This is a genomic window from Streptomyces sp. BBFR102, assembly GCF_051397025.1.
In the GTDB taxonomy this organism is placed as follows: domain Bacteria; phylum Actinomycetota; class Actinomycetes; order Streptomycetales; family Streptomycetaceae; genus Streptomyces.
The window spans coordinates 5,370,162-5,396,304 of the sequence record NZ_CP195757.1 but is presented as its reverse complement, the minus strand read 5'-3'; the positions used below and the strand labels follow the sequence as shown (position 1 = coordinate 5,396,304).

Annotated in this window: 22 protein-coding genes; 11 read left to right on the top strand and 11 right to left on the bottom strand. The window is 74.4% G+C overall.

Annotation, left to right across the window (positions count from 1 at the left end; translation table 11 throughout):
• Positions 1-319 precede the first annotated feature (319 nt).
• On the top strand, positions 320-1,057 hold the full coding sequence (locus ACSLIC_RS23840) for a MerR family transcriptional regulator (RefSeq protein ID WP_436739749.1): 738 nt from the start codon (positions 320-322) through the stop codon (positions 1,055-1,057).
• 72 nt (positions 1,058-1,129) lie between these two features.
• On the opposite strand, the gene ACSLIC_RS23835 is transcribed toward ACSLIC_RS23840, so the two are convergent.
• The 4 genes from ACSLIC_RS23835 to ACSLIC_RS23820 are packed head-to-tail and all read right to left on the bottom strand — an operon-like array spanning position 1,130 to position 6,908.
• Positions 1,130-3,310: a 3-hydroxyacyl-CoA dehydrogenase NAD-binding domain-containing protein gene (locus ACSLIC_RS23835; RefSeq protein WP_436739748.1), complete on the bottom strand. Its 2,181-nt coding sequence runs from the start codon at positions 3,308-3,310 to the stop codon at positions 1,130-1,132.
• Between the two features lie 48 nt (positions 3,311-3,358).
• A complete protein-coding gene (locus ACSLIC_RS23830) occupies positions 3,359-4,573 on the bottom strand; it encodes an acetyl-CoA C-acetyltransferase (RefSeq protein ID WP_436739747.1) in 1,215 nt (404 codons plus the stop codon).
• A gap of 38 nt (positions 4,574-4,611) precedes the next feature.
• Positions 4,612-5,754, bottom strand: coding sequence for an acyl-CoA dehydrogenase family protein (locus tag ACSLIC_RS23825; protein ID WP_436739746.1), 1,143 nt, complete (start codon positions 5,752-5,754; stop codon positions 4,612-4,614).
• A 38-nt stretch (positions 5,755-5,792) separates the two neighbouring features.
• Positions 5,793-6,908 carry a CaiB/BaiF CoA transferase family protein gene (locus ACSLIC_RS23820; RefSeq protein WP_436739745.1) on the bottom strand — a complete coding sequence of 372 codons (1,116 nt, stop codon included), beginning with the start codon at positions 6,906-6,908 and terminating at the stop codon, positions 5,793-5,795.
• Between the two features lie 458 nt (positions 6,909-7,366).
• Between ACSLIC_RS23820 and ACSLIC_RS23815 the strand changes: the two genes are divergently transcribed.
• A complete protein-coding gene (locus ACSLIC_RS23815; RefSeq protein ID WP_436740462.1) occupies positions 7,367-7,819 on the top strand; it encodes a DUF523 domain-containing protein in 453 nt (150 codons plus the stop codon).
• Positions 7,820-7,867: 48 nt separating this feature from the next.
• Here ACSLIC_RS23815 and ACSLIC_RS23810 read toward each other — a convergent pair whose 3' ends face one another.
• Positions 7,868-8,575: an endonuclease V gene (locus tag ACSLIC_RS23810; RefSeq protein ID WP_436739744.1), complete on the bottom strand. Its 708-nt coding sequence runs from the start codon at positions 8,573-8,575 to the stop codon at positions 7,868-7,870.
• Between the two features lie 61 nt (positions 8,576-8,636).
• Between ACSLIC_RS23810 and ACSLIC_RS23805 the strand changes: the two genes are divergently transcribed.
• From ACSLIC_RS23805 to ACSLIC_RS23780, 6 genes are all read left to right on the top strand, one after another.
• Positions 8,637-9,125 (top strand): NUDIX domain-containing protein, encoded by a 489-nt coding sequence (locus tag ACSLIC_RS23805; RefSeq protein ID WP_436739743.1) that lies wholly within the window; start codon positions 8,637-8,639, stop codon positions 9,123-9,125.
• Positions 9,126-9,267: 142 nt separating this feature from the next.
• The gene (locus ACSLIC_RS23800; protein ID WP_436739742.1) at positions 9,268-10,662 is read left to right on the top strand and encodes an NADP-dependent succinic semialdehyde dehydrogenase; all 1,395 of its coding nucleotides are present in this window, start codon (positions 9,268-9,270) and stop codon (positions 10,660-10,662) included.
• A gap of 583 nt (positions 10,663-11,245) precedes the next feature.
• On the top strand, positions 11,246-11,707 hold the full coding sequence (locus ACSLIC_RS23795; RefSeq protein WP_436739741.1) for a hypothetical protein: 462 nt from the start codon (positions 11,246-11,248) through the stop codon (positions 11,705-11,707).
• A 96-nt stretch (positions 11,708-11,803) separates the two neighbouring features.
• Positions 11,804-14,104, top strand: coding sequence for a protein translocase subunit SecD (gene secD, locus ACSLIC_RS23790; RefSeq protein WP_436739740.1), 2,301 nt, complete (start codon positions 11,804-11,806; stop codon positions 14,102-14,104).
• A 164-nt stretch (positions 14,105-14,268) separates the two neighbouring features.
• On the top strand, positions 14,269-14,685 hold the full coding sequence (locus tag ACSLIC_RS23785) for an SsgA family sporulation/cell division regulator (protein ID WP_436739739.1): 417 nt from the start codon (positions 14,269-14,271) through the stop codon (positions 14,683-14,685).
• A 587-nt stretch (positions 14,686-15,272) separates the two neighbouring features.
• A complete protein-coding gene (locus tag ACSLIC_RS23780; protein ID WP_436739738.1) occupies positions 15,273-16,250 on the top strand; it encodes an acyl-ACP desaturase in 978 nt (325 codons plus the stop codon).
• Between the two features lie 79 nt (positions 16,251-16,329).
• Here the strand turns inward: ACSLIC_RS23780 and ACSLIC_RS23775 are convergent, their stop codons facing one another.
• From ACSLIC_RS23775 to ACSLIC_RS23760, 4 genes are all read right to left on the bottom strand, one after another.
• On the bottom strand, positions 16,330-16,575 hold the full coding sequence (locus ACSLIC_RS23775; protein WP_436739737.1) for a WhiB family transcriptional regulator: 246 nt from the start codon (positions 16,573-16,575) through the stop codon (positions 16,330-16,332).
• Between the two features lie 67 nt (positions 16,576-16,642).
• Entirely contained in the window at positions 16,643-17,446 is an 804-nt protein-coding gene (locus ACSLIC_RS23770) for a VOC family protein (RefSeq protein ID WP_436739736.1), read from the bottom strand.
• 123 nt (positions 17,447-17,569) lie between these two features.
• Complete coding sequence (locus ACSLIC_RS23765) at positions 17,570-18,229, bottom strand: LuxR C-terminal-related transcriptional regulator (protein ID WP_436739735.1); 660 nt, start codon at positions 18,227-18,229, stop codon at positions 17,570-17,572.
• Positions 18,217-19,539 carry a sensor histidine kinase gene (locus ACSLIC_RS23760; RefSeq protein WP_436739734.1) on the bottom strand — a complete coding sequence of 441 codons (1,323 nt, stop codon included), beginning with the start codon at positions 19,537-19,539 and terminating at the stop codon, positions 18,217-18,219. Before ACSLIC_RS23760 ends, ACSLIC_RS23765 begins: the two co-directional genes overlap by 13 nt.
• Before the next feature lie 268 nt (positions 19,540-19,807).
• On the opposite strand from ACSLIC_RS23760, the gene ACSLIC_RS23755 reads away from it, so the two are divergent.
• The 3 genes from ACSLIC_RS23755 (at position 19,808) to ACSLIC_RS23745 (ending at position 23,828) form a co-directional block, all read left to right on the top strand.
• A complete protein-coding gene (locus ACSLIC_RS23755; RefSeq protein ID WP_436739733.1) occupies positions 19,808-21,025 on the top strand; it encodes a glycosyltransferase 87 family protein in 1,218 nt (405 codons plus the stop codon).
• Positions 21,026-21,087: 62 nt separating this feature from the next.
• Positions 21,088-22,236, top strand: a complete 1,149-nt coding sequence (locus ACSLIC_RS23750; RefSeq protein ID WP_436740461.1) for a glycosyltransferase family 4 protein — start codon at positions 21,088-21,090, stop codon at positions 22,234-22,236.
• Between the two features lie 359 nt (positions 22,237-22,595).
• Positions 22,596-23,828 carry a glycoside hydrolase family 64 protein gene (locus ACSLIC_RS23745; protein WP_436739732.1) on the top strand — a complete coding sequence of 411 codons (1,233 nt, stop codon included), beginning with the start codon at positions 22,596-22,598 and terminating at the stop codon, positions 23,826-23,828.
• 28 nt (positions 23,829-23,856) lie between these two features.
• On the opposite strand, the gene ACSLIC_RS23740 is transcribed toward ACSLIC_RS23745, so the two are convergent.
• Entirely contained in the window at positions 23,857-24,906 is a 1,050-nt protein-coding gene (locus ACSLIC_RS23740; protein ID WP_436739731.1) for a LacI family DNA-binding transcriptional regulator, read from the bottom strand.
• 78 nt (positions 24,907-24,984) lie between these two features.
• A complete protein-coding gene (locus ACSLIC_RS23735; protein WP_436739730.1) occupies positions 24,985-26,079 on the bottom strand; it encodes a multicopper oxidase domain-containing protein in 1,095 nt (364 codons plus the stop codon).
• Between the last annotated feature and the right edge of the window lie 64 nt (positions 26,080-26,143).

Genomic DNA, 26,143 nt, shown 5'->3' with positions numbered 1-26,143 from the left:
CGGACCGGCCGGTGAGGGCCGGTGTCGGACGGTTCCCGCCATCAGGCGGTACATCCGGGCTGCCGGGCGGGGGGACCGGGCGGGGCGGGCCCACGGGGGCCCCAGCGCTTCGCCCCTGCCCCGCCCGCGCACCCTGCACCCGTCGGAGGCGGGATGGCGCGCCGGCGCCGGAGCCCGTCCGCGCCACCCCGACCGCAAGACCGGACATGTCCGCTTCCTCCGTGCGGGTGGGTGCGGTCAAGCCCCCTCCGTACACCGTGGCCACTTTCACCACACCGGTGAGACAGCAATACTGTTGCACTCCAGAGGAGGCGCTGACATGACGACGGAGACCGGCGAGCCGACGCTCACGATCGACGAGCTGGCCGCCCGGACGGGGGTCACCGTCCGCACCATCCGCTTCTACTCCACGCGCGGTCTGCTGCCGCCCCCGGCCATCGGCCCGCGCCGGGTGGGCCACTACGGCCCGGCGCACCTGGCGCGCCTCGCGCTGATCGAGGACCTCCAGCACCAGGGGCTGACCCTGGCCGCGATCGAGCGGTACCTGGAGCGGCTCCCCGAGGACCTGAGCGACCAGGACCTCGCGCTCCACCGGGCGCTGGTGGCCGCCTGGGTTCCGGACAGTGCGGAGGAGAGCTCGCGGGCGGAGCTGGAGCGCCGGGCCGGCCGGCCGCTCACCGGGCAGGAGGTGGCGCGGCTCACCGCCATGGGCGCGCTGGCGGGCACTGCCGACCCGGACGCCTTCCTCATCGATCCGGGGATGCTCCGGCTCGGGCTGCGACTGCTCGACGTGCCCCTCGCGCACGAGGCGATCCTCGCGGCCCGGGCCATCCTGATGGAGCACACGCGCTCGGCCGCGGCGGAGCTGTCGCGGCTCTTCAGGGACGAGGTGTGGGAGAACGCCGAGGCGTCGGGCGATCCCGGTGAGGTGGAGCGGATCAAGTCGCTCTCGGCCCACATGCAGCCACTGGTGGTGCAGGCCCTGGTGACGACGTTCCAGCGCTCGCTCCGCGACGAGCTGCGGAGCTGGCTGCCGGCGGGCACGGACCAGAAGTAGGACAGCCGCACGACGGTGCCCCCGTCCCGCCGACGGCCGGCGGGACGGGGGCACCGGGTGCGCAGGGGCGGGTCAGTCGGTGAACCGTTCGCCCTTCGCGGCCTTGTCGACCAGCAGCGCCGGAGGCGTGAACCGGTCGCCGTAGGCGGCGGCCAGTTCCTCGGCGCGGGCCACGAAGCCGGGCAGGCCGCCCTCGTAGCCGTTGATGTACTGGAGGATGCCGCCGGTCCAGGCGGGGAAGCCGATGCCCATGATGGAGCCGATGTTGGCGTCGGCGACCGAGGTGAGGACGCCTTCCGCGACGAGGCGGACGGTGTCCAGGGCCTCCGAGAAGAGCATCCGCTCCTGCATGTCCCGGAACGGGATGGTGGTGCCCGGCCGGGTGAAGTGCTCGCGCAGGCCCGGCCAGAGTCCGGCGCGGGAGCCGTCCTCGGCGTAGTCGTAGAAGCCGGCGCCGCCGCTGCGGCCGGTGCGGCCGAACTCGTCCACCATCCGGTCCACGACCGCGTCGGCGGGGTGGCCGGGCCAGGTGCCGCCGGCCTCCTCGACCGCCTTCTTGGTCTCCTCGCGGATCTTGCGGGGCAGGGTGAGGGTCAACTCGTCGACCAGGGAGAGGACCTTGGCCGGATAGCCGGCCTGGGCTGCGGCCTGCTCCACGGAGACCGGGTCGAGCCCCTCGCCGACCATGGCGACGCCCTCGTTGAGGAAGTGGCCGATGACCCGGGAGGTGAAGAAGCCCCGGGAGTCGTTGACCACGATCGGGGTCTTCCTGATCTGCCGGACCAGGTCGAAGGCGCGGGCCAGCGCCGCCTCGCCGGTCCGTTCGCCCTTGATGATCTCCACCAGCGGCATCTTGTCCACCGGCGAGAAGAAGTGCAGGCCGATGAAGTCCTCCTGCCGCTCCACCCCCTCGGCCAGCGTGGTGATGGGCAGGGTGGAGGTGTTGGAGCAGAGCAGCGCGTCGGGGGCGACGACGTCCTGGATCTCCTGGAACACCTTGTGCTTGAGCGAGGTGTCCTCGAAGACCGCCTCGATCACCGCGTCGCACCCGGCGAGGTCGGCGGCCTCGGCGGTCGGCGTGATCCGGGCGAGCACCTCGTCCGCCTTCTCCCTGGTGGTACGGCCCCGGGAGACGGCCTTGTCGCACAGCTTCTCGGAGTACGCCTTGCCCTTCGCGGCGGCCTCGGGGGTCACGTCCTTGAGGACGACCTCGATCCCGGCGCGGGCGCAGGAGTAGGCGATGCCGGCGCCCATCATCCCGGCGCCGAGGACGGCGGCCTTGCGAACGGTGGAGCGCTCCACGGACCGGGGCCGGTTGGCGCCGGAGTTGACGGCCTGGAGGTCGAAGAAGAACGCCTGGATCATGTTCTTGGCGATCTGTCCGGTGACCAGCTCGGTGAAGTAGCGGGCCTCGATGACCTGGGCCGTCTCGAAGTCGACCTGGGAGCCCTCGACGGCGGCCGCCAGGATGTTGCGCGGGGCCGGGTAGGGGGCGCCGGAGGTCTGCTTCTTGAGGTTGGCCGGGAACGCCGGGAGGTTGGCGGCGAACTTGGGGTGGGCCGGGGTACCGCCGGGGATGCGGTAGCCCTTGACGTCCCAGGGCTGGACCGACTCGGGGTTCGCGTCGATGAAGGCGCGGGCGTCCGCCAGCATCTGCTCGGGCGTCTCGGCGACGGCGTGCACGAGGCCGTTGTCGAGGGCGCGGCGCGGGCTGTACTGGGTGCCCTGGAGAAGGAGCTTGAGCAGCGCGTCGGTGACGCCGAGCAGCCGCACGGTGCGGGTGACGCCGCCGCCGGCGGGGAGCAGGCCGAGGGTGACCTCGGGCAGGCCGATCTTGGAACCGGGGGCGTCCAGGGCGATGCGGTGGTGGCAGGCGAGGGCGATCTCGTAGCCGCCGCCGAGGGCCGCGCCGTTGATGGCGGCGACGACCGGCTTGCCGAGCGTCTCGATGCGGCGCAGGGCCTTCTTGACGGCGAGGCCGCGCTCGAAGACCTCCTGGGCCTGGTCGGGCGTGGCCTGGATCATGTCCTTGAGGTCGCCGCCGGCGAAGAAGGTCTTCTTCGCGGAGGTGACGATGATGCCGCGGACGGTGTCCTTCTCGGCCTCCGCGCGGTCGGCGATCTCGCCGATCGAGCGGATGAAGGCCGCGTTCATGGTGTTGGCGGACTGGGCCGGGTCGTCGAGGTGGAGCGTGACGACGCCGGTGTCGTCCTGCTCCCAGCGGATGGTCGACGCGGTGGTGGACTCACTCATGTGTGGCTGCTCCGTGTGGGCGGGCGGAAGGGCAAGGGCGCGGGCGGGTCAGAGGCGTTCGACGATGGTGGCGACGCCCATGCCGCCGCCGACGCAGAGGGTGGCGAGGCCGTACCGCTTGTCCTGGCGCTCCAGTTCGTCGATGAGGGTGCCGAGGATCATCGCGCCGGTGGCGCCGAGGGGGTGGCCGAGCGCGATGGCGCCGCCGTTGACGTTGACCTTGTCCAGGCTGAGCCCCATGTCCTTGACGAAGCGCAGGACCACACCGGCGAACGCCTCGTTGATCTCGACGAGGTCGATGTCGTCGATGGTCAGCCCGGCCTTGGCGAGCGCCTTGCGGGTGGCGGGGGCGGGGCCGGTGAGCATGATGGTCGGCTCGGAGCCGGAGACGGCGGCGGAGACGATCCGGGCGCGCGGGGTCAGGCCGTACCGCTCGCCGGTCTCGCGGTTGCCGACGGCGACCAGGGAGGCCCCGTCGACGATGCCCGAGGAGTTGCCCGCGTGGTGGACGTGGTCGATCTTCTCGACCCAGTGGTACTTCTGGAGCGCCACGGCGTCGAAGCCGCCGAGGTCGCCGATGCCCGCGAAGGACGGCTTGAGGGCGGCGAGGGAGTCGGCGGTGGTGCCGGGCCGCAGGTGCTCGTCGTGGTCGAGGACGGTGAGGCCGTTGCGGTCGCGGACGGGCACGACCGAGCGGGCGAACCGGCCCTCCTTCCAGGCGGTGGCGGCGCGCTCCTGGGAGAGGGCGGCGTACGCGTCGACGTCGCGGCGGCTGAACCCCTCGATGGTGGCGATGAGGTCGGCGCCGATGCCCTGGGGGGCGAAGCCGGTCTGGAAGCTGGTCATCGGGTCCATCGCCCAGGCGCCGCCGTCGGAGCCCATGGAGACGCGGGACATCGACTCGACGCCGCCGGCGAGGACCAGGTCCTCCCAGCCGGAGCGGACCTTGGCGGCGGCGAGGTTGACCGCTTCCAGTCCCGAGGCGCAGAAGCGGTTCTCCTGGACGCCCGCGACGGTGTCCGGAAGTCCGGCGGCGATGGCCGCGATCCGGGCGATGTCGGAGCCCTGGTCGCCGATGGGGCTGACCACGCCGAGGACGATGTCGTCCACGGCCGCCGGGTCGAGGCCGGGGAAACGGGCGCGGATCTCGTGGATGAGGCCGACGACGAGGTCGATCGGCTTGGTGCCGTGCAGGGAGCCGTTGGCCTTGCCGCGACCGCGCGGGGTGCGGATCGCGTCGTAGACGTACGCTTCGGTGGTCAAGACTTGAGCCTTTCGGGGAGTGCGGAGCGGCGGGCCGGTCAGCCCAGCAGGGAGCGGCCGATGATCTCCTTCATGATCTCGGTCGTCCCGCCGTAGATGGTCTGGATGCGACCGTCGGTGAAGGCCTTGGCGACGGGGTACTCGTTCATGTAGCCGTATCCGCCGTGGAGTTGGAGACAACGGTCGGCGGTGCGCTTCTGGAGTTCGGTGGCCCACCATTTGGCCATCGAGGCGTGCACCGCGTCGAGCTTCCCCTCGGCGTGGTCGGTGATGCAGCGGTCGAGGAAGGCGCGGGTGACGGCGCACTCGGTGGCCATCTCGGCGATCTCGAAGCGGATGTGCTGGAGGCGGGAGAGCGGGCGGCCGAAGGCTTCGCGCTCCTTGACGTAGGCGGAGGTGATCTCCACCAGGTGCTCGGCGGCGGCGATGGCGGCGACCGCGATGGCCATGCGCTCCTGGGCCAGGTTGGTCATCAGGTGGATGAAGGCGCCGTCGCGTTCGCCGAGCAGGTTCTCCTTGGGGACGCGGACGTCGTGGAAGAAGAGTTCGGCGGTGTCCTGGGACTTCTGGCCGATCTTGTCGAGGTTGCGGCCACGCTCGAACCCCTCGGCGCCGCGCTCGACCACCAGCAGGGACAGGCCGTGCGCGCCGCCCTCGGGGGTGGTCCTGGCGGCGACCACGACGAGGTCCGCGAGGATACCGTTGGAGATGAAGGTCTTGGCGCCGTTGAGCAGGAAGTGGTCGCCCTTGTCCTCGGCGGTGGTGCGGATGGCCTGGAGGTCGGAACCCGCGCCGGGCTCGGTCATGGCGAGGGCGGTGATGGTCTCGCCCGAGCAGAAGCCGGGGAGCCAGCGGCGCTTCTGCTCCTCGGTGGCGAGGCCGGTGAGGTACGGGCCGACGATGTCGTTGTGCAGGCCGATGGCGAGGCCGGGGACGCCGGCCCGGGCGAACTCCTCGCCGAGGACCGCGCTGTGGCGGAAGTCGGGGTTGCCCCCGCCGCCGTACTCCTCGTCGACGGCGAGGCCCAGCAGTCCGTGGCGGCCGGCGGCGAGCCAGACGGCACGGCTGGTGATGCCGTCCTGCTCCCACTGCTCGTAATGGGGCACCACCTCCTTGGCGAGGAAGGTGCGGACGGTGTCGCGGAACGCCTCGTGCTCGGCGGTGTAGATCTGCCGTTCCATGCTCGGTGCCTCCTGGGGCGCGGGTCGGTGCCGGTACGTCAGCGGGCGCCCGAGCCCCAGTCGCGGGCCACCTCGGCGGTGTCGGCGCCGGGGAGCGCGGGGCCGGTGCGGACGGCGGTCGGAGTGGCGGAGAAACGGGGTGCCGGGGCGGGCTGGACGCGGCCCTCGTGGGTGGTGAACGTCCCGCGGGCGGCGAGGTGCGGGTGGTCCGCGGCCTCGGCGAGGGAGAGGACGGGGGCGACGCAGGCGTCGGTGCCGGCGAAGAGCTCGGTCCACTCCGCTCGGGTACGGGTGGCGAAACGGGCGGCGACCGCCTCGCGCAGCTCGTCCCAGCGGGCCGGGTCGAACTGGTCCGGGGCCGCCTCCGAAAGGCCCAGGACGCGGGCGAACTCGGCGTAGAACCGGGGCTCCAGGGCGCCGACGGCCATGTGGCCGCCGTCGGCGGTGGTGTAGCAGCCGTAGAAGGGGGCGCCGCCGTCCAGGAGGTTGCTGCGGCGGCGGTCCTGCCAGACGCCCGCGCCGAACATGGCGTGGATCATCGTGGTCAGGTGGGCGGTGCCGTCCACGATGGCGGCGTCGACCACCTGGCCGGTGCCGTGGGCGCGGGCGTGGTGGAGGGCGGCGAGGACGCCGGTGACGAGGTAGAGGGAGCCACCCGCGTAGTCGCCGACCAGGTTGGCGGGGACGGCCGGGGGCGCGTCGGGCTCACCGACCAGGCCCAGGGTGCCGGTGACGGCGATGTAGCCGATGTCGTGTCCGGCGCGGTCGGCGAGGGGGCCGTCCTGGCCCCAGCCGGTCATCCGGCCGTAGACCAGGGCGGGGTTGCGCTCCAGGCAGGCGTCGGGGCCGACGCCCAGGCGTTCGGCGACGCCCGGGCGGTACCCCTCGATCAGGATGTCGGCGCGCTCCACCAGGTCCAGGACCCGGGCGGCGCCGTCCTCGGCCTTGAGGTCGACCAGGACGGAGCGCTTGTTGCGGTTGGTGAGGTCCAGGGCGGGGTCGATACCGAGGCCGGCGCCGCCGGGCCGGTCGACGCGGACCACGTCGGCGCCGAGGTCGGCGAGGAGCATCCCGGCGAACGGGCCCGGGCCGATACCGGCCAGTTCCACCACCCGGACGCCGTGCAGGGGGCCCGTCGTTGCCGTGTCCGTCATGTCTTCCTCGCTCCGTCGCGCGCCGACCTTGTGACACAACTGATGTAACAGCGCTGATGTTATGGACGGCGGGCCCGGGCCACAAGCCCCCCGGAAAGCAAGCGCTCAGCTCACTACCGGAGCTGCCCGGATGGCCTCAGGCGCCGGCCGGCTGCCTTGGGACTCGGGCCCGTCTCGGCCGTACCCCTTGTTCGCGGATGGCCTCAGGCGCCGGCCGGGCTCCGGTGCGGTGTTCCGGGCGCCTCCGCCTGCCGGTTCAGGACCGGCCCTCGGACGCCGGGCGGGCCGGGTGGGACGCGGAGCTGCCCGCGCCTGCGGATTCACGACGGCCTCGCCCGCCGGGCGGCCCCAGGAGGGTGGCGGGCGATCCGTCTCCGCTGTCGGTGCAGGACGGCCGCAGGTGCCGGCCGGGCTGTCGGATGGCGGGGTTCTACGCTGGGACGGTGACTGATGACCGGGTGGATTCTCCTGTGCTGGTGAGTGCGTGTCTGCGGGGTGTGCCCTGCCGTTTCGACGGGCGGGACAAGGCTGTGGGCGGGCTGGACCGGGTGTTGGCGGGGCGGCGGGTGGTGGAGTTCTGCCCGGAGCAGGCGGGCGGGCTGCCGACGCCGCGGGCCGCGGCGGAGCTGGTCGGGGGTGACGGGCACGCGGTGCTCGACGGCCGGGCCCGGGTGGTGGACGCCGGCGGCGCGGATGTCACCGAGGCGTTTCGCGAAGGCGCCCGCCGGGCCTTGGCCGCCGCACGGCGGGCCGGTTGCACGGAGGCCGTGCTGATGCCGCGCAGCCCCTCGTGCGGGCGGGGCGAGGTGTACGACGGGGAGTTCCGGGGCGTGCTGGTGCCCGGGGACGGAGTGACGGCGGCGCTGCTGGAGCGGAACGGGATCGCGGTGCGGCGGGCGCCCGGGATCTGAGCCGGACCGGGACTCCGCTGCGCCGCTCTCCCCCGCCCACGACCTCCGTCAGTCGCCCGCGGCCGCCTTCAGCGCCGACCGGCAGAGGGCGTCGGCCCGGCGGGTGGTCTCCGGGAGCCGGTAGGCCGGGGCGAGGCTCAGGGTGTGGGCGACGGCCCGGCCCAGGGGGACGCCGTGCCCGGCCGAGACGTAGACCGGCTTGACCCCTGTGCGGGTGCGCACGGCGCAGCCGACCTCCTCGGTGCCGTCGGTGAGCGGCGTCCGGTCGCCACGCCGGTCGCCGGGCGGCTCGTAGGCGAAGGTGAACGGGTTCTTGGCGACGCCGATGCTCGGCAGCCCGGTCAGCACGCCGAGGTGGCTGGCGAGGCCGAAGCGGCGCGGATGGGCCACGCCGTAGCCGTCGCAGACGACCAGACCCGGCGGAGCGTCGAGGGCGGCCAGCGCGGCGAGCACGGCGGGCAGTTCGCGGAAGGCGAGGAGCCCGGGGACGTACGGGAAGGGGACCGGGCCGACGGCCGTGGCCTCCTCGACCTCTTCCAGGGTGGCCGCGTCCAGGACGACGGCGGCCGCGGCGACCAGGCCGCGCGCCTCGTCGTAGGCCACGTCGACACCGGTGGCGTTGCCGGCGCCCACCTCGGGGCCGGGGCCGGTCAGGTCGACGCGGGTGCGCAGGGATTCCTGCACGGCCAGGGCCTCGGCCTCGGTGGCGGGCCAGTCGGCGGGGACGGTGACGGCGGCGGGGGCGGGTCGGGCCATGGGCGGTGAGGCTACGCGGTGCGGACGGGCGCGGTGGCGGCGGGTCGGCCAGACTGGGCGGATGGGAGGACGGCGCAGCGCGGGTCTGCTGCTGTACCGGCGGGTACCGGACGGCATCGAGGTCATGCTCGGGCACATGGGCGGGCCCTACTGGGCGCGCCAGGACACCGGCGCGTGGACGGTGCCGAAGGGCGAGTACGGCGAGGACGAGGACGCCTGGCACGCGGCGCGGCGGGAGTTCCGCGAGGAGCTGGGCCTGGCACCGCCCGACGGGCCGGTGCGGGAGCTGGGCGAGGTGCGGCAGAGCGGGGGCAAGACGGTGACGGCCTGGGCGGTGGAGGCCGACCTCGATCCGGAGGCGGTGGTGCCGGGCACGTTCACCATGGAGTGGCCGCGCGGCTCGGGCCGTACCCGCGCGTTCCCGGAGCTGGACCGGGTGGCGTGGTGGCCGCCGGAGCGGGCCCGGGCGCTGCTGGTGGTGGCGCAGCGGGTCTTCGTGGAGCGGCTGGTGGCGGGGCTCGCCGAGGAGGAGGGCGCGGCCGGGGTGTAGGCGGGGGAGGCGTGGGCACGGGGCCGGGCGGGGTCGCGGTGCGCGGCCCCGCGTCCGTTTGCGGGGTCCGTGGGCGGGCGGCAGGTTGGTAAGGACGTACGCCGCGCCCAGATCGCGGCGTACCGGAGCGGGAGGTGTGGGCATGGCGATCGCGACGGTGAATCCGGCGACCGGGGAGACCCTGCGGACGTTCGAGGCGCTGACGTCCGAGGAGATCCGGAAGCGGCTGGCGCGGGCCGAGAAGGCGTACCGGGAGCACCGGCTGACCTCTTTCGCCGACCGGTCGCGGCTGCTGCACCGGGCGGCGGACCTGCTGGAGGAGGACATCCCGGAGATCGCCCGGACCATGACCCTGGAGATGGGCAAGACGGTGGCCTCCGCGCGGGCGGAGGCGGCCAAGTGCGTGAAGGCGATGCGCTGGTACGCCGACCGGGCCGAGTCGCTGCTCGCCGACGAGCACCCGGACCGGGCCGACGTGGCGGACTCGGGCGCGGCCCGGGCCCGGGTGGTGTACCGGCCGCTGGGTCCGGTGCTGGCGGTGATGCCGTGGAACTTCCCGCTGTGGCAGGTGGTCCGCTTCGCGGCGCCCGCGCTGATGGCCGGCAACGTGGGGCTGCTGAAGCACGCCTCGAACGTGCCGCAGACCGCGCTCTACCTGGAGGCGCTGTTCCGCAGGGCCGGATACCCGGAGGGCTGTTTCCAGACGCTGCTGATCGGCTCCCGCGCGGTGGAGGCGGTCCTGCGTGACCCGAGGGTGGTGGCGGCGACGCTGACCGGCAGTGAGCCGGCCGGGCGGGCGGTGGCCTCGGTGGCGGGCGACGAGATCAAGAAGACGGTGCTGGAACTGGGCGGCAGCGACCCGTACCTGGTGCTGCCCTCGGCCGACGTCGAACGCGCGGCGAAGACCGCGGTGACGGCGCGGGTGCAGAACAACGGCCAGTCCTGCATCGCCGCCAAGCGGTTCATCGTGCACACCGAGGTGTACGACGCGTTCACCCGGCGGTTCGCGGAGGCGATGCGGGCGCTGAGGGTGGGCGACCCGATGGACGAGACCACCGAGGTGGGACCGCTCTCCAGCGAGCAGGGCCGCAGCGACCTGGCCGAGCTGGTGGACGACGCGGTGGAGCGCGGCGCGGCGGTGCTGTGCGGCGGCGGCCGTCCCGAGGGGTACGAGGACCGGGGCTGGTTCTACGCGCCGACGGTGCTGGCCGGGGTGGACGCGACGATGCGCATCCACCGCGAGGAGGCGTTCGGGCCGGTGGCGACGGTGTACCGGGCGGGCAGCCTGGACGAGGCGGTCGCGCTGGCCAACGACTCGTCGTTCGGCCTGAGTTCCAACGTCTGGACCCGCGACCGGCACGACATCGACCGCTGTGTGCGGGACCTCGAGGCCGGCGGCGTCTTCGTCAACGGCATGACCGCCTCGCACCCCGGGCTCCCCTTCGGCGGTATCAAGCGCTCCGGGTACGGCCGGGAGCTGGCCGCCGAGGGCATCCGCGAGTTCTGCAACGTCACGACGGTGTGGGAGGCGGACTGACGCCGGGCCGCACGACGTGAAGGGGCGCCCCCGTCCGCCGTGGACGGGGGCGCCCACCCTTTTTCGCGCGGTGCCGTAGAAGCCCCCCTCCCCCGGCAGCGGAGAGCGGCGTCGTCAGCACCGGGAGGGCGTCGGCGGCGGTCGCGGTCGGGGGGAGCGGGGCGTCGCGGCGGGCGTCGGTCCACCGGGTGCGCCGCCTCCCCGGTAGTCGGAGGCATCGCGCGGGAGACGGGCGACCTCGCCGGTACCGGTGAGGACCCGGACCACCTGCACCGGGATGCCGACGACGCCGAGGGGCCGGGGCGACCTCCGGAGGTGCGGACGGGCCGCCGCCTCGGACCCGGCCTGCTCCTCGTCCACCCGGCGCGGGCCCACGGCGGGGCGTCGGGGACGGCGGCGCACCGGTCGGAAGCCACCGCGTCCGGCGCGGTCACCTCCGTGGGGACCGGCTCACCCGGCGCCGCCCCGCCCCGGCACTGACATGGTTCAGCCCTGGTGGCCCGGCTCCGCCGGGACGGGACTGGGGAGGTCTCGGGTCGACTAGGGTGAGCGTTTCGGTCGAGCGGGAGACGGGGAGGCGCACATGGCGGAACGGTCCGCGCGCCGCCGCTTCCCGGCCCCCGCGCCCCCGGCCTCCCGGATCGTGCTGGCGCTGGTCTGCGCCGTCTGGACGGCGGTCCTCTCCGTGGCGGGCGCCGCTGCCGCCCTCCCGGGCCAAGGCCCGGGCACCGGAGCGGCGTCCGTCGCCGTACCCGAGCGGGTCCTGCCCGCACCCGCCGTGCACACGCAGGCGTGGATACGCGTGCACGCCCCGGCGCGTGCGCGAGCCGACGGGTACGCCGGGGCCGCCGAGCTGGCCCCCGCCGCGCCGCCCCGCCCCGGCGAGGCGCTCCTCCCGGCCCTCGTGGCGGCGCCGTCCGTCGGCCCAGTACAGGAGATCGCCTCGGGCCGCCTGCCGGCCCGGCCGGACCACCAGCGGGCCCCGCCCGGTACGGCCCCCGGGCCCTGGTCGGCCCGGGGCCCGCCGCCCGCGCGGAGCAGTTGACGACGCGGCTCGCGCCGACGCCCCGTACCCCTTCGGTACGGCGGTCCACCGGCCGCGCGCCGCCCTGCCGTTGACCGAGCCGTCCGTGGAGCCTCCATGTCCCGACGTGCCACGGCCTGGCGCGCGCTGATCGCGTTCGCCGTCGTCGCCGTGTCCCTCTTCCTCGCCCTGACCACCCCCGCCCGCCTCGGCCTCGACCTGAGCGGTGGCACCCGTATCGTCCTGCAGGCCCAGGAGGCGCAGGGCCGCACTCCCGATGCCGAGTCGACCGACCGCGCCCTGGAGGTACTGCGGCAGCGGGTCGACGCGCTCGGCGTCGCCGAACCGCAGCTGGTCCGCTCCGGCTCCGACCGCATCGTGGTGGAACTCCCCGGGGTCCAGGACCCCCGGGAGGCCTCCGAGGTGATCGGCCGGACCGCCCAGCTCACCTTCCACCCCGTCCAGGGCGAGACCAAGGCCGCGGCGCCGCAGGCGGACGACGGCTCCCGGGCGCTCGCCGACCCGGACCGGCCCGACGCCTTCCTGGAACTGGGCCCGACGGCCCTCACCGGGGAGGGCATCAGCGACGCCCGCCCGGACTTCGACGCCGCCTCGGGCGAGGGGTGGGCGGTCGCGCTCTCCTTCGAGAAGAAGGCGGCCGGCGCCTGGACGAAGCTCACCGGCGAAGCCGCCTGCGCCGCGCCCGGCGATCCGGCGCGCCGGGTGGCGATCGTGCTGGACGACCGGATCGTCTCGGCGCCCGGCATGCGCGAGACGGTGCCCTGCGGCACCGGGATCACCGGCGGCTCCACCCAGATCACCGGCGGCTTCGACGCCGAGGGCGCCCGCGAGCTGGCCGCGCTGGTCAAGGGCGGGGCGCTGCCGCTGCCGGTGGAGGTCGTCGAGCAGTCGACCGTCGGCCCCTCGCTCGGCGCGGACGCCATCCGCGCGGGCGCCTGGGCGGCCCTGATCGGCCTGGCCTGCACGGCCGTCTTCATCACCGTCGTCTACCGCCTCCTCGGCCTGCTCGCGACGATCGCGCTCTCCCTGTACGGACTGATCTCGTACGCCGCGATCGTGGCGCTCGGGGCGACGCTGACGATGCCCGGCATCGCCGGGTTCGTCCTGGCCGTCGGGATGGCGGTCGACGCCAACGTGCTCGTCTTCGAGCGGGCCAGGGAGGAGTACGGCCAGGCGTCCCGCCGCCCGAAGGATCTGCGGCGGCCACTGGCACGCGGCTTCTCCAAGGCGTGGAGCGCGGTCCTGGACTCCAACGTGACCACGCTCATCGCGGCCGGACTGCTCTTCGCGCTGGCGACCGGCCCCGTGAAGGGGTTCGGGGTGACGCTGGCCGTCGGTGTGCTCGCCTCGATGGTCTCGGCGCTGGTCATCACCCGGGTCCTCGCCGACTGGGCGCTGGGCCGGGGCCTGGTGCGGCGGCGGCCCCGGGCGACCGGGATGGCCGGGAAGGGGCGGCTGCGGAACCGGCTGGAGCAGCGCCCGCCGAGGCTGATGCGCTCCGGCGGCCGCTGGCTGCTCCTCTCCGGCGGGCTGCTGCTGGTGGCGCTGGCCGGTGTCGGAGTGCGCGGGCTGGAGCTGGGCGTGGAGTTCACCGGCGGCCGTCAGACCCAGTACGCCACCGAACGCCCGGTGGACGCCGAGACCGCGCGGAGCGCCGTGAGCGAGGCGGGCTTCCCCGACGCGGTGGTGCAGCGCGCCGACCAGGACGGCGCCTCGCTGGTGACGGTGCGCACCGGGCCACTGGACGACGCCGAGGAACGGCGGGTGCGGGCGGCGCTGGCGGAGCACGGCGGCGAGGTCACCGTCGAGCGGGACGACCTGGTCGGCCCGAGTCTCGGGACGGAGCTGCGGGACAAGGCCGTGCTGGCGCTGGCGGTGGCGGTCGGGGCGCAGCTGCTCTATCTGACCGTGCGGTTCCGGGGGACGCTGGCGCTGGCCGCGGTGGTCGCGATGGCGCAGGACGTGCTGCTGGTGGTGGGGCTCTTCGCCTGGCTGGGCAGGCCGGTGGACAGCGTCTTCCTGGCCGCGCTGCTGACCGTGGTCGGCTACTCGGTCAACGACACCGTGGTCGTCTTCGACCGGCTGCGGGAGCTGCGCCGGCTCCGCCCGGGGGCGCCCTGGGAGACGCTGGGCGACCTCGCGGTCGGCCAGACGCTGCCGCGTACCGTCAACACCGGTCTGGGCGCGGTCTTCGTCCTGCTGGCGCTGGCCCTGTCGGGCGGCGGCACTCTGACCGACTTCGCGGTGGCCCTCCTCGCCGGCATCGTGGTGGGCATCGCCTCCACCATCTTCACCGCGATGCCACTGGCGGTACGGCTGGAGGGGCGCCGCCACCCCTCGGCCGCGCCCGAACGGCCGCGCAAGCCGGTCCGGGAGGGAACGGGGGCCGTGGTCTGACGCGAGGCCGTCCCGGTGGCGCGGGCGGACGCCTCGCCCTGCCACCGGGACGCCCGATGTGACATACCTCACGTCGCCCCGGGTGCACGGACTCACCGGTTCCACCGTCTAGCGGGCTGCCGGGGCCTGACCGCCCCGGCGGTCTGAGGACCCAGGGGGGCACCATGGAGACCGTCATCCAGCAGTCCGTCGAGGCGCAGTTGCTCGCCGCCGCGCCGCGCATGGCGACCATCCCGGCGCGACTGCGGTACGACCGCACCGAACCGTTCGCCGTCACCATGACCTTCCCCGCGCGTTCGACGCTGGAAGGGGTCGAGGTGACCTGGTCGTTCGCCCGGGACCTGCTCACCGCGGGGCTGACCGGCGAGGCCGGGGTGGGCGACGTGCGGCTGCGGCCGCACGGCGAGGACCAGGTGGTGATGGAGTTCCACGCGCCGGAGGGCACCGCCGTGGTGCGGGTGCGCGCCGAGGAGCTGCGCCGGTTCGCGGCACGCACGATCGCCCTGGTGCCGCCGGGCCGCGAGTACCTCCACCTCGATCTCGACCGGGACCTCGCCCTGCTCATCCGCGACACGCGCTGACCGGGCGGCCCCTCCCCGCCGGGGCGCCGGCCCGCGCCCCGGCGGGGAGGGGCCGTTGACGCTCCCTCGCGCACCCGCACCGTCGTGTGCACTCCTGTCGCCGTCGGCCGGAGGGGACGTTGCGCGTCCGAGGTCCTGGACACCGCCCGCACACCCCCTGCTTGGGCGCGGCTCGTGCCGTGTGCGGCCTCGGCGAGCCGTCCGCTCGTCCGGCCTGCCCGCGCGAGGTTCCCCCGGCCCTGACGGCCGCCGGGGCGCGCCCTGCCGGCCGCAGCGGCCCGCGCCGCCCTCCGTGCCGCCGTCCTCGCGCCCCCGTCGCACGACGACGCGCCAGCAACCGCGAGGCCCCCTGTGCCGACCGCCCTGCCCACCCGCGCCGGCCCCGGTTTCCCCGCCCGAGGACACCGGGGGCCTCGACGGCCTCCCGCTCGCCCTCGACGCGGACCGCACCCCTGTTCGGCTGAGAACAGACGTTTGCGCGACCCCGCTTTCGGGCGCTCTTTACCGCGGGCTTAACCTACGGGTTCGTAACCTACGTTCCCGTAAGTTGCATCATCGCAAGAACTCCCCGTCCCCAGGAGTCCCGCATGACCGTCACCACACCCCACCTCGCCGCGTCCGGCGGATGGACCGACGCCCAGTTGCTGCAAGCGCTGGAGGAGGTCGTGGAGAAGGAGCTCAACCGTCACCTCAAGGTGGCCAAGGACTGGATGCCGCACGACTACGTGCCCTGGGCCGAGGGCCGCAACTTCCCCGGCTTCTTCGAGGACGGCGAAGCGTGGGACAAGGAGCAGTCGAAGGTGACGCCGATCGGCCGCACCGCGCTGATCGTCAACCTCCTCACGGAGGACAATCTGCCCAGCTACCACCACGAGATCGCCTCACTTTTCGGCCGCGACGGCGCCTGGGGCACCTGGGTGCACCGCTGGACCGCCGAGGAGGGCCGGCACGGCATCGTGATGCGGGACTACCTGCTGACCTCGCGGGCGGTCGACCCGGACGAGCTGGAGCGGTTCCGGATGGTCCACATGAGCGAGGGGTTCGAGTCCGACAACCGGCACTCGATGCTCCACTCGGTGGCCTACGTCGCCTTCCAGGAGCTGGCCACCCGCATCTCGCACCGCAACACCGGCCACCAGTCGGGCGACCCGGTCTGCGACCGGATGCTGGCCCGGATCGCCACCGACGAGAACCTGCACATGGTCTTCTACCGGAACCTGCTCGGCGCCGCCTTCGAGCTGGCGCCCGACCTGACCATGCAGGCCGTCCGCGACGTGGTGGTCAACTTCCGGATGCCCGGCCACGGCATGCCCGGCTTCGAGCGGGCGGCGGCGCAGATGGCCATAGGCGAGGTGTACAACCTGCGCATCCACCACGACGACGTGATCCAGCCCGTGCTGCGGTTCCTGAAGGTCATGCAGATCGACGGACTGGGCCCGGAGGGGGCGCGGGCCCAGGAGGAGCTGGGGCTGTACATGGGCGGGCTGGACGCCGAGGCCGGCAAGTTCGACGAGCGGCTCGCCGCCCGCAAGGCGCGGATGCTGTCGCGCGCCGCGAAGAGCTGAGCCGAGGCCGCGAGAGAGCCCCCGCCCGTACGGCGCAGGCCGGTACGGGCGGGGCGGGCGGCGAAGGGGCGGCAGGAGGTCAGGGTCTGTCGCGCCGCAGCCGTTCGCGTTCCTTCTCGGAGAGCCCGCCCCACACTCCGAAGCGCTCGTCGTGGGCGAGGGCGTAGGCGAGGCAGGCCGCCCGCATGTCGCACGCCTCGCAGATGAACTTGGCCTCACGCACCGAGCTGCCCGGCTCGGGGAAGAAGAACTCTGATCCGGTCTGTGCGCACAGCGCCTGCTCCTGCCAGGCGAGATCGTGCGCGGCCGTACTGTCGATCCGCATGGAGCGATGATGGCGGGCGTGGAAAAACGTCTCATCAACGTCTGATCAACGCCGCCTCCCCAGCGCCTCACATGTCGGGCCGGGACTCCGGCCCAAGCGGCTTCAGCACGGCGAACCGGGCGCCCCACGGGTCCCCCAGCTTGGCGAGCCTGCCCACCCCCTCCAGGTCCGTCGGCTCCATTCGTACGCTGCCCCCCTGCTCGCGTGCACGGCGGCACACCGCGTCGGGGTCGTCGACGGCGAAATACGGCAGCCAGTGCGCGGCGGAACCGCGCTCGATGCGCTCGGCGAGGCCGACGGCACCGCCGAACATGCGGTCCTCCCCCTCGCCGGCGGGGCCCAGCGTGGTGTAGCTGCCGTCCGGGGCCGGGACCTCGTAGACGTTCCAGCCGTAGACCGCGCGGTAGAAGTCGACGGCGTCCTCGACGGTCGGCCCGTAGTGCTCCACCCAGCACAGGGTGTTGTCCTCGCCGACCACGCCGAGGCCCTCGGTGGCACCCGGCTGCCAGGCGCCGAAGGCGGCGCCGGAGCGGTCGGTGAAGAGCGCGAGGCGGCCCTGGTCGTAGACGGCCATGGGCCGGAAGCCGACGTGCCCGCCCGCTGCCCGGACCGCCTCGGCGGTGGCGTCGGCGTCGGAGGTGCGGAAGTACACGGTCCAGGAGGGTGACGCCTGCTCGACGGAGATGTGCATGGCGCCGGCGACGACCCGGCCGTCCAGCTCGAAGAAGCCGTAGCCGCTCGTCTCCGGCCGCTCGAAGGGGCGGAAGGTCCAGCCGAACAGGGCGCTGTAGAAGTAGGTCGCCGCGCCGGGGTCGGGGGTGCCGAGGTCGAGCCAGTTCGGCGATCCGTCGGCATAGCGGGTGGTGAGCATGGGTGAGCTCCTTCGTCGGGCCCCTCCGTCGTCACCGGGCCCCTCGCGTGGTCCTGGTCCGAGTCTGGCACCGGGGTGCCCGGGGCGCCGCCCGGAAGGCGCCGAACGGGAGGGGGCGCCTGCTCAGTCCCGCTCGCCGCGCAGGTGGGCCAGGACGGCGAGGACCCGGCGGTTGCCCTCCGCCGGGTCGAGGTCCAGCTTCATGAAGATGTTGCCGGCGTGCTTCACCACGGACGCCTCGGTGATGTTCAGCCGGTGGGCGATCGACTGGTTGGTGCGTCCCTCGGCCATGACGGCGAGCACCTCCCGCTCGCGGGGCGTGAGGCGGTTCAGGGGGCGGGCCGCCGCCTGCTGCGCCAGCAGGACCCGGACCACCTCGGGGTCGATGACCGTCTGCCCTGCGGCGACCCGCCGCAGGCTGTCCATGAACTCGCAGACCTCGCCCACCCGGTCCTTCAGGAGATAGCCGAGTCCCCCGGTGCCCGGCTCGCCGCCGAGCAGCTGGGCGGCGTACGCCGTCGCGACGTACTGGGAGAGGACGAGGACGGGCAGCCGGTCGTGGCGGGAGCGCAGGTCCAGGGCGGCGCGCAGACCCTCGTCGCGGAAGCCGGGCGGCATGCGGACGTCGGTGATGACGATGTCGGGCCGGTGTTCGTCGACGGCGCGGGCCAGGGCCGGTGCGTCGCCGACGGCGGCCACCACCCGGTGGCCGCTCCGGTCGAGGAGTTCGACCAGGCCGGCCCGGAGCAGGACGGCGTCTTCGGCGAGTACTACACGGAGCACGGGACCTCCACCCGGAGCTGAGTCGGGCCGCCGGCCGGACTGGAGACCGACAGCCGGCCCCGCAGGATCGCGAGGCGGTCCGCGAGCCCCGTCAGGCCGGTGCCCGCGGCGGGATCGGCGCCGCCCCTGCCGTCGTCGGTGATCAGCAGGACGAGCCGGTCCCCCGCCATCCTGCCCTCTATCGCGATCTCCGTGGCACCGCTGTGCTTCGCCGCGTTGGCCAGCGCCTCCGTCACCGTGAAGTACGCCGTCGTCTCCACCAGGTCGGGCAGCCGGTGCGGCAGGTCGATGGAGACGGCGACCGGGACGGGGACCCGCTCGACGATCTCCGCCACGGCGGCGGCGAGCCCGTGGTCGGTGAGCACCTGGGGATGGATGCCCCGGACCAGGTCCCGGAGCTGGCCCAGGGCGCGCAGCGCCTCCCCCCTGCCTCGCGCCACCAGAGCGGCGGCCGGGGAGTCGGTGCCGGCCAGTTCCATCTCGGCGAGCCCCAACGTCATGGTGAGGGCCACCAGTTGCTGCTGGGCTCCGTCGTGCAGGTCGCGTTCGATCCGGCGCCGCTCGGCCTCGAAGGCGTCGGCGAGCCGGACCCGGGAGCGGGTCAGTTCGAGGACGCGCCGGGTCATCCCGTCCTCGCGCGGGGCCAGCAGGACCCGGGCCGTCCGTACCTGCGCCGCGGTCAGCCATCCGGCGGCGTACGCGGCCAGAGCCAGCCCGGCGGCGCCGAGCGCGGTGAACGGCAGGGCGGAGAGGGGGCCCGGTACGGTCTCGCCCGGGATCACCATGACGGTCTCCGGTGCCAGCGCCCAGACCACCACGGGGGTCGGCACCAGGATCGCCGAGAGGGCGGTCAGCGCCAGCACGCCGGCTCCGGCGCAGGTGAAGACGGCCGAGGAGAGTACGGCGTAGCCCAGTTCGCGCCAGGTGGCGCGCTCACCGAACCGGTGGCGCAGCCGCCGCCGACGGCCCCCCGCGGCGGGCGGTCCGTGCGGGTCGGCGAGCCGGGCGGGCTCCACCAGCCGCAGCCGGCGCCGTTCCAGGGCCGCCACCGGGATGCCCAGCAGCGGAACGGCCGCCAGGATCAGCAGGCCGACACCCACCGCCGAAAGCACGACACCCAGCGAGACCGCCACGACCAGGACCAGCAGCACCACCGCGCCGAACAGCACCCCGCCCAGCAGATGGAGCCAACAACGCAGCGGCCAGGCCGACAGCAGGAAACGCACCGGCCGGCCGAGCGCCTCGCGGACGGCGGACCGCGACCCCGGCGAACCGTACGCCCCGTCAGGTCGCCAGGCTGTGGCGCTCATTCGCCCCCCTCCCCGATTCCCCCGTGTGCGCGTGCGCGCGCTCACCGCGCTCCGGATCGTGATCGTGATCGCCAAGGACTCTAGCCAGGCGGGCGGCGCCTGTCGGTAGGGGAAACCCGACCCCGGACTGTCGACCTGGCTGTCATGACCCCGCCGTCCTTCCCGACTGCAATGAACGGGTGCCGAATCGACGGGGGGAACAGTGACGACCGCATCCGTGAAACGGGTCGCAGGATGGGCGGGGGCAGCCGTGTGGGCGGCAGGGTTCGTGGCCTTCTCCGCCCTGGCGCCGCACCGGCTGTGGGGCGCGTGCGCCGCTGTGGGGTACCTGGGTGCCGCGCTCGCCGTCGGCCTGCTGCGCGGACCGCGTGCCCGCCTGGTCGCCCTCTGCTCCGCCCTGGCCGGCGCGGTGGCGGTGCCGTTCGGGTACCTGCTGCTCACCGGCGAGGCGCAGAGCGAGGTCGGGGTGATCCAGCGGTCGGCCGCGCTGTTGCTGCACAGCGGGACGCCGTACCTGGCGGACCCCCAGGCCCTCACCGACTACAACCCGTACCTGCCCGGCATGGCACTCTTCGGGATGCCGGCCGCCCTGCTCGGCGAGGGCAGCCCCGCCGCGCGGCTCCTGGGCGACGCCCGGCTGTGGTGCGCGGTGGTGCTGGTGGTCTGCCTGGTCGGCGGGCGGGCGGTGGTGCGGCGCAGGGCGCGGGGCCGGGTGGCCGTGCCAGGCGGGTCCGCCGGCCTGCTGGTGCTGATCGCCTCGCCGCTGGTGGCGTTCCCGCTCTGTGTCAGTGGTGTGGACCTCCCGCTCGCCGGGCTGTGCTGGCTGGGGCTCGCGCTCGCCGCGCGCGGACGGGCCGGCGCGGCAGGTCTCGCGCTGGCCGCCGCCTGCGCCCTGAAGTGGACGGCGCTGCCCGCCGTCGCGGTCGCCGTCGCGCTGCTCGCCGGTACGCGCGGGGGCAGGCAGGCCCTGCGGTGTGCGTTCGCCTGGTCGGCGGGGGTCGTGGCCCTGGTCCTGCCCGCCGCCCTGGTCTCGCCCGGGCCGATGGCCGAGCAGGTCCTCGCCTTCCCCACCGGGCGCGCCGACGTGGCGACCCCGGCGGCCAGCCCGCTCCCCGGCCGCCTGCTCGCGGAGCTGGGCCCGGCCGGCTGGTACACGGCCGTGCTGCTGCTGGTCTGCGGCGGCGCGGCGGTGGCCGTCTCGCTCGTCGTACGCCCTCCGGCCGGTTGCGTCGCGGCCTCCGACCGGCTCGCGACGGGCCTGTGCGTGGCCTTCCTCCTCGCTCCGGCGGGACGGTTCGGCTACTTCGCCCTGCCGCTCCTGCTGGTCGTCTGGTCCCGCCTCGCCACCGGAGGGCTTCCCGGCCTCCGGTCCCTCCTGACGCCGCTCCGGCGGGGCAGGCCGGTCGCTCCGCGTCCGGCGGCCCTGCCTCGGGCCGCCCCCTCGACACGCCCGCGTACCGCCGCCCTGCCAGGCAGCCACCGGTGAGCGCACCGCCGGCCCGTCCGGCACGCCCCCTTCCGCAGACTCCCTTGACGAAAGCAGCAACCATGGGCACCACCCTCGTCGTCACCAACGACTTCCCGCCGCGTCAGGGCGGCATAGAGACCTTCGTCCACGCCATGGCCACCCGGGTGCCGGGGAACGACGTGGTCGTGCACACCTCGTCCGAACCGGGCGCGGCCGCCTTCGACGCCACGTTGCCGTTCCCGGTCTCGCGCGACCCGAGCCGCACGCTGCTGCCCACCCGACGCGCCACCGAGCGGGTTCTCGCGCTGGTGCGCGAACACGGCGTGGACCGGGTCTGGTTCGGGGCGGCGGCGCCGCTGGCGGCGATGGCGCCCGCGCTGCGCCGGGCCGGGGTCGAACGGATCGTCGCGACGACGCACGGCCACGAGATCTGGTGGGCTCGGGTGCCCGGGGCCCGGCGCCTGCTGCGGCGGGTGGGGGAGAGCGCCGACACCGTCACCTACCTCGGCGGCTACACCCGCGACCGGATCGCGCCGGCGCTGGGGCCCCGGGCCCGGCTGAGCCGGCTGGTGCCCGGGGTCGACGCGGGCGCCTTCCGTCCGGACCCGGCGGGCGAGCGGGGCGGCGCGGTGCGGGAGTGGTACGGGCTGCGCGGCCGCAAGGTGGTCCTCAGCGTGGCGCGGCTGGTGCCGCGCAAGGGGCAGGACACGCTCGTGCGGGCCCTGCCGCTGATCCGGCGCGCGGTACCGCAGGCGGCCCTGCTCCTGGTGGGCCAGGGTCCGGACGAGGGACGGCTGCGGCGGCTCGCCCGTGCCTGTCCGGCGGGCTCGGTGGTCTTCGCGGGCGGCGTCGGACACGACCGGACGCCCGATTTCTACGCGGCCGCCGACGTGTTCGCGATGCCCTGCCGCACGCGCCGCGCCGGTCTGGAGGCGGAGGGGCTGGGAATCGTCTATCTGGAGGCGGCGGCCAGCGGTCTGCCGGTGGTCGCCGGGGACTCCGGCGGGGCCCCGGACGCGGTGCTCGACGGCCGCACCGGCACCCTCGTCGACGGCCGGGACACCGGCGCGGTCGCGGAGGCGGTGGTACGGATGCTGACCACCTCGCAGGGCGCGGCCATGGGCGGGGAGGGGCGGCGCTGGGTGGAGCGGTGCTGGACGTGGGACGCCTCGGCCGAGCACCTGACTCGCCTGCTCACGCCGGGACTCGACCCCGCCGGGGCCTCGTGAGCCGCCCCCGGGGCCGACGCCGGGCGAGTCGGTGGCGGCCGGGCCCGGCGGGGCGCGGGCACCCCCTGGACCCCGGCTGCGGACGGCCGGGCCGGCGGGGGCCGCACCCGCCCGCCCGGCCGGGCGCGGCCCCCGCCCGAGGCGTGCCTCGACTCCCGCGGACAGCACCGGCGCCATGCCTCCCACAACCCCGGCGCGACGGCTACTTTCAGCCGTTCAGAAAATTTGAGAGCGCTCTCAAGCCGTTCCCTTGACGCGCCCATTCCGCCCCGCGACAGTGGGGGCCAGCCGCAGCTCCCCCTCCCACTCCCCCACGGCCCTGCGGCACACCCCCACACGCACAGAGCCAGGAGGCTTCCGTGATCTCACGCAGAGTTTTCCTCACCGGCGTCGCGGGCGCGGCCGGCGCCGCCGCCGCCCTCGGCGTCCCGCAGCTCTCCGCCGCGGCCACCCGGTCCGGGACCGCGGCACCCAGTACCTGTGAACTGGCGCTGGAGAACACCTCGTTGCCCGGCCGGGTCAACGCCTACGTGACCGGGCGCGAGCTGGCCACGGACCGCTGGATCATCCTCCGCGCCGACGGCGGCGTCCTCCGCCCGGACTCTCCGGCCGAGCCCAACACCCCGCTGCCCGCCGACTGCGCGATCCCGCTGCCGTCGGCCGGCTCAGGCCCGCTGGTGCTGACGCTGCCACAGATGTACGGCTCCCGGGTGTACTTCGTCCGCGACGACACCCTGGACTTCTACCTCAACCCGGGCCCCTCCCTGGTGGAGCCCGCCTTCGCCTCGCCGGACGACCCCAACTACGGGCGCATCTGGTCGTTCTGCGAGTTCACCTTCAACACCACGCAGCTCTACTCGAACATCAGCTACGTCGACCTGGTCACCGCGCTGCCGATCGGCATCACCCTGGAGGGCGACGGGACGCACCACGTCGCGCCGATGCCCGACGGCGCCGTGGACCGGATCGCCGCCGACCTGGAGGCGCAGGCCCGGGCCGACGGGCAGCCCTGGGACCAGCTGGTCATCCGCGGCGACGACGGCAAGGTGCTGCGGGTGGTCTCGCCGCAGGCCGTCATGGCGCCCTGGTTCGGGGAGCCCGACCGGATGCCGTTCAAGGACGTCTGGGAGCCGTACATCGACCAGGTCTGGGAGAAGTACCGGAACGAGGACCTGAGGATCGACCTCCAGGGCGGCCGGGGCGTGTTCACCGGACGGGTCCAGGGCGACGTGCTGGCCTTCGACGGCGGCCACGCGTTCCCCCGGCCCGTCTCGCGGGACATCTTCACCTGCGACCACGGCCCGTTCACCAACGACCCGAACGACTCGGACGAGAAGAAGGGGCTGCTGGCCCGGCTCGCCGCCGGATTCAACCGCAGCACCCTGCTGACCCACCCGGACCAGCCGGGCGGCGGCGCGGACGACTACTACCTCGGCCCCGTCACCAACCACTGGTCACGCGTGGTCCACGCCAACTCTCCCATCGGGTACGCCTTCCCGTACGACGACGTGCGCCCGGACGGCGAGCCCGACGTGTCCGGCGCGGCGCACGACGACAACCCGGTGCGCTTCACCGTGCGGGTCGGCGCCTGACACCGACGCCCACCCGGCGCCCCGGCGCTCACGCGCTGGCGCGCCGGACCAGGGTGGTCGGCAGGACGACCCCGTCCCACGTCGTCCCGTCCGGACGGGACACCCCGCCGTCGCCGGAGTCCAGCAGGCCGCGTGCCATCAGCCGGCCCATCTCCTCGATGTCCTGACGGACCGTGGTCAGTGCCGGGTCGGTGTGCTGCGCGACGGTGCGCAGGTCGTCGAAGCCGACCACCGCGACGTCCTCGGGCACCCGGCGCCCGGCGTCGCGCAGCGTCCTCAGCGCCCCCGAGGCGGTCAGGTCGGAGGCGGCGAAGACCGCGTCGAGGTCGGGCCGCCGCTCCAGCAGGGCGCTCATCGCCTGGGCGCCGCCCTCGGGGGTGAAGTCACCGGGGGCCAGCAGGTCGGGGGCGGCGTCGAGGCCCGACCCGGCCGCCTCGGTGACGTCCCGCCAGCCGTCGAGCCGGTCGACCGCCGAGGTCTGGTCGAGCGGTCCGCTGATGTGCGCGATCCGGCGCCGCCCGAGCGAGGCCAGGTGGCGGACGGCGGCACGCGCCCCGCCCCGGTTGTCGCAGTCCACGTACGGGGTGGCGGCCGGGTCGCCGGGCCGGCCCCCGAAGACGGCGGGCAGCCCCGCGCGGCGGACCAGCCCGGGCAGCGGATCGTCGAGGTGGAGGGAGAAGACCAGGGCGCCGTCGACGTGGCCGCCGGCCAGGTAGCGGCCGACGCGCTCGCAGTCCTCGTCACCCCTGGTCAGCATGAGGACCAACTGGGCGTCGCGGGCGGTCAGTTCCTCGCTTATGCCCCGCAGCTGGAGGGCGAAGAACGGGTCGGTGAAGACCCTGGTCTCCGGCTCGGCTATGACGACCGCGACGGCGTCGTGGCGCCGGGTCACCAGAGCGCGGGCGGCACGGTTGGGGACGTAGCCCAGTTCGTCCACCGCCCGGCGGACCCGTGCGGCGAGCTGCTCCGTGACGCCCGCGCCGCCGTTGACCACGCGGGAGACGGTCGCCCGGGACACCCCCGCCCGGGCCGCGACGGCCTCCAGGGTCGGGCGGGGGGCGGCGGGCGGTACGGGCACGGCGGGCGCTCCTGCAAGGCGGCGGACGGGCGTGGTTCGCCGGTCAGCGTACGCCGCACCCCCAGGAGGGGGTCCAGGTCAGTGGTGCGCATGGCCCCCGTCGCCCGTCCGGCTCCCCGTGCCGGGCCGGGCCCCTCCCGTCTCCTCTGCGGCCTTCTTCTCCTCGACGGCGCCCTCGGGCGACTTCTTCGGGGCCGTGTGGTGAGGTGCGTCGGGGTCGTAGCCGGGGATGGTGCCGTCGGCCTTGGCGATGAGGAAGAGGCCGGCCATGCCCATGTCGGAGTGGCTCTGGACGTGGCAGTGGTACATCCAGGCGCCCGCGCCGACGCCCTCGCCGGCGACGAACTGGAAGCCGAAGGAGTCGGCCGGGCCGGTGATCTTGTTGTCGATGACCGGGCTGGGGTCGTCGGGGCCGGTCAGCAGACCGGTGCGGTTGTCCGCCCAGCGGTGCCCGTGCAGGTGGAAGGTGTGGTAGAACTCGCCGTGCGTGATCGACAGGACCTCGATCCGGTCGCCCACCGTGGCCTCGAAGTCGGGGCTCTCGCCGCCGGGCCTGTTGTTGACCGTCATGTCGTTGAAGACGATCTGGAAGGTCCTGTCGGGCAGGATGTCGCCCTCGCGCCGGACGATGAGCCCGCCGTAGAGCCCCTGCCGCAGCCCGCCGGTGCCGTGGTCGGTGCCGACGACGTGGTCGTGGTAGTTCCAGTAACCGGCGCTGCCTGGCCGCCAGGTGCCGTCCTTGCGGCGGCCGGGGGCGTGGGTGCGCCAGGTGTAGGTGCGGCTGCCGCCGGGCTCGACGTGGCTGTTGCTGGCGCGGGTGCCGTCGCTGCTGATCTCGTAGTCGACGCCGTGCGCGTGGAGGCTGGCGTCCACGTCGAGGAGGTTGTGGAACTCGATGTGGAGGGTGTCGCCCTCGTTGAGTTCGATGAGCGGGCCGGGGATGGAGGGCTTGCCCTTCTCCAGGCCGTAGCCCGTCATGCCGTCGGCCATCTTCTCGCAGTACATGGTGAGGTGCCTGACCTCGCCGCCCGCCGGTGCGGTCCTCGGCGGGGTGTCCGCCGCCGCCGAGGACTGCGACATCGATGTCAGACCACCCGCGGCGAGGACCGCCCCGCCCGCCAGGAGGCCGCGGTGGAAGCCACGCCTGCCGATGGACCCTTTCGCCTCACTCATCGTGTGAACTCCTCGGGAATGTGGGGGTGTTGAGCGGGCCGACGGCGCGTCCGGGGCTCCGACG